This window comes from Mesorhizobium sp. M7A.F.Ca.US.011.01.1.1 (genome assembly GCF_003998295.1).
GTDB lineage: Bacteria > Pseudomonadota > Alphaproteobacteria > Rhizobiales > Rhizobiaceae > Mesorhizobium.
Window position 1 is genome coordinate 53,650 of sequence record NZ_RZRT01000012.1, and the last position, 2,500, is coordinate 56,149.

Annotated in this window: 1 tRNA gene and 2 rRNA genes (1 of these 3 cut by a window edge); all 3 read right to left on the bottom strand. The window is 54.7% G+C overall.

Annotation, left to right across the window (positions count from 1 at the left end):
- Nucleotides 1-186: 186 nt before the first annotated feature.
- A tRNA-Met gene (locus EOA13_RS14785) sits at nt 187-263 on the bottom strand.
- A gap of 169 nt (nt 264-432) precedes the next feature.
- Nucleotides 433-547: ribosomal RNA gene (gene rrf / locus EOA13_RS14790) — 5S ribosomal RNA — on the bottom strand.
- 278 nt (nt 548-825) lie between these two features.
- Nucleotides 826-2,500 (bottom strand): 23S ribosomal RNA (locus EOA13_RS14795); it runs 1,147 nt beyond the window's last position.

The window sequence follows — 2,500 nt, forward strand, 5'->3', positions numbered from 1 at the left end:
AAACGGCCCGCGGGCTTTGTGCCAGGCGGGCCGTTTGCTTACCGAAGATTGGTTGCGGGGACAGGATTGAGTTTTCTGTCTGGCGGCGTCGGCTCCGCTTGCTTGCGGGCGCCTGATGACAGGTTAAATCGGTTGCACCACGGCACAATACAAAAGAGCCCGCACGAGGGCGGGCTCTTTTGTATTTGGTTGCGGGGACAGGATTTGAACCTGTGACCTTCAGGTTATGAGCCTGACGAGCTACCGGGCTGCTCCACCCCGCGTTACCTTTGGTATAAGCCGAGGCTTACAAATAGCATGGCCTACAGATAGGTATATGGCTGACCAAATGAAAGGGCCGCTTACGCGGCCCGTGATCCCTTGGCGGGCCATTTCATAAAGAGAAGATTTCTCTGCATCCGATTGGATGTGAGTTCAACGTGCGTTTAGCAGGCCTGGCAGCTACCTACTCTCCCGCGTCTTGAGACGAAGTACCATCAGCGCTGGAGCGTTTCACGGCCGAGTTCGGAATGGGATCGGGTGCAGCCGCTCCGCCATAACCACCAGGTCGGCAAAACGCACGTTGTTCGAGAAGCTTTTTTGAGCGAATAGCCAATAGTGAGTAGCGAATAGGGATCCTATTTGCTGCTTTCTCTGAGCTGTTCGCTGGTCTTTTTTGTGCCTTTACAGTTCTTTGGGTCCTGACGCCTTTCGAAGCGAAGCTTCGCAAGGTCGACCGACCGTCGGCGCTGATGCGCCGCACCCACGTAGCGCCGCCCGCAGGGCGGAACAAGCGTGAGTGAGAACAGACCATCTGACTTTGTCAGATGGGCATAAGGAATGAGAACGATCAAGCCGATCGAACTATTAGTACCGGTAAGCTTCAAGCGTTGCCGCTCTTCCACACCCGGCCTATCAACGTGGTCGTCTTCCACGGTTCTCAGGGAATACTCGTTTTAAGGTGGGTTTCCCGCTTAGATGCCTTCAGCGGTTATCCCGTCCGGATATAGCTACCCTGCTATGCGGCTGGCGCCACAACAGGTCCACCAGAGATCCGTCCATCCCGGTCCTCTCGTACTAGGGACAGATCCTTTCAATATTCCTACACCCACGGCAGATAGGGACCGAACTGTCTCACGACGTTCTGAACCCAACTCACGTACCGCTTTAAATGGCGAACAGCCATACCCTTGGGACCTGCTCCAGCCCCAGGATGCGATGAGTCGACATCGAGGTGCCAAACAACCCCGTCGATATGGACTCTTGGGGGTCATCAGCCTGTTATCCCCGGCGTACCTTTTATCCGTTGAGCGATGGCCCTTCCACGCGGGACCACCGGATCACTATGACCGACTTTCGTCTCTGCTCGACTTGTCAGTCTCGCAGTCAGGCAGGCTTATGCCATTGCACTCAGCGAACGATTTCCGACCGTTCTGAGCCCACCATCGCGCGCCTCCGTTACTCTTTAGGAGGCGACCGCCCCAGTCAAACTACCCACCATACATTGTCCCGGACCCGGATAACGGGCCGCGGTTAGACATCCATAGTAATAAGGGTGGTATTTCAAGGGTGGCTCCACCTGAGCTGGCGCCCAGGTTTCAAAGCCTACCACCTATCCTACACATGCCACTACGAATGCCAATGTAAAGCTATAGTAAAGGTGCACGGGGTCTTTCCGTCTAACCGCAGGAACCCCGCATCTTCACGGGGAATTCAATTTCACTGAGTCTATGCTGGAGACAGCGGGGAAGTCGTTACGCCATTCGTGCAGGTCGGAACTTACCCGACAAGGAATTTCGCTACCTTAGGACCGTTATAGTTACGGCCGCCGTTTACTGGGGCTTCGATTCAGAGCTTGCACCCCTCCTCTTAACCTTCCAGCACCGGGCAGGCGTCAGACCCTATACGTCGTCTTGCGACTTCGCAGAGCCCTGTGTTTTTGATAAACAGTCGCTACCCCCTGGTCTGTGCCACCCTCCTCTACTTGCGTAGAAAAGGGTCACGCTTCTTCCGAAGTTACGCGTGCAATTTGCCGAGTTCCTTCAGCATAGTTCTCTCAAGCGCCTTGGTATACTCTACCAGACCACCAGTGTCGGTTTCGGGTACGGTTTATAAGGAGGAGCTATTTCCTGGAACCACGCAGCAGCCCGTTCAATCCGATAAGATTGGACTACCTCAATGATCCGTCACTACCTCCAAGCCCACGAATATTAACGTGGTTCCCATCGACTACGCGTTTCCGCCTCGTCTTAGGGGCCGGCTAACCCTGCTCAGATTAGCTTTAAGCAGGAACCCTTGGTCTTTCGGCGGGGGAGTCTCTCACTCCCCTTACGTTACTCATGTCAGCATTCGCACTTCTGATACCTCCACCACCCCTCACGGGTATGGCTTCATCAGCTTACAGAACGCTCCGCTACCGCTTGGCCCTTGCGGACCAAACCCTAAGCTTCGGTGTATGGCTTTAGCCCCGTTACATTTTCGGCGCAAAGACCCTTATTTAGACCAGTGAGCTGTTACGCTT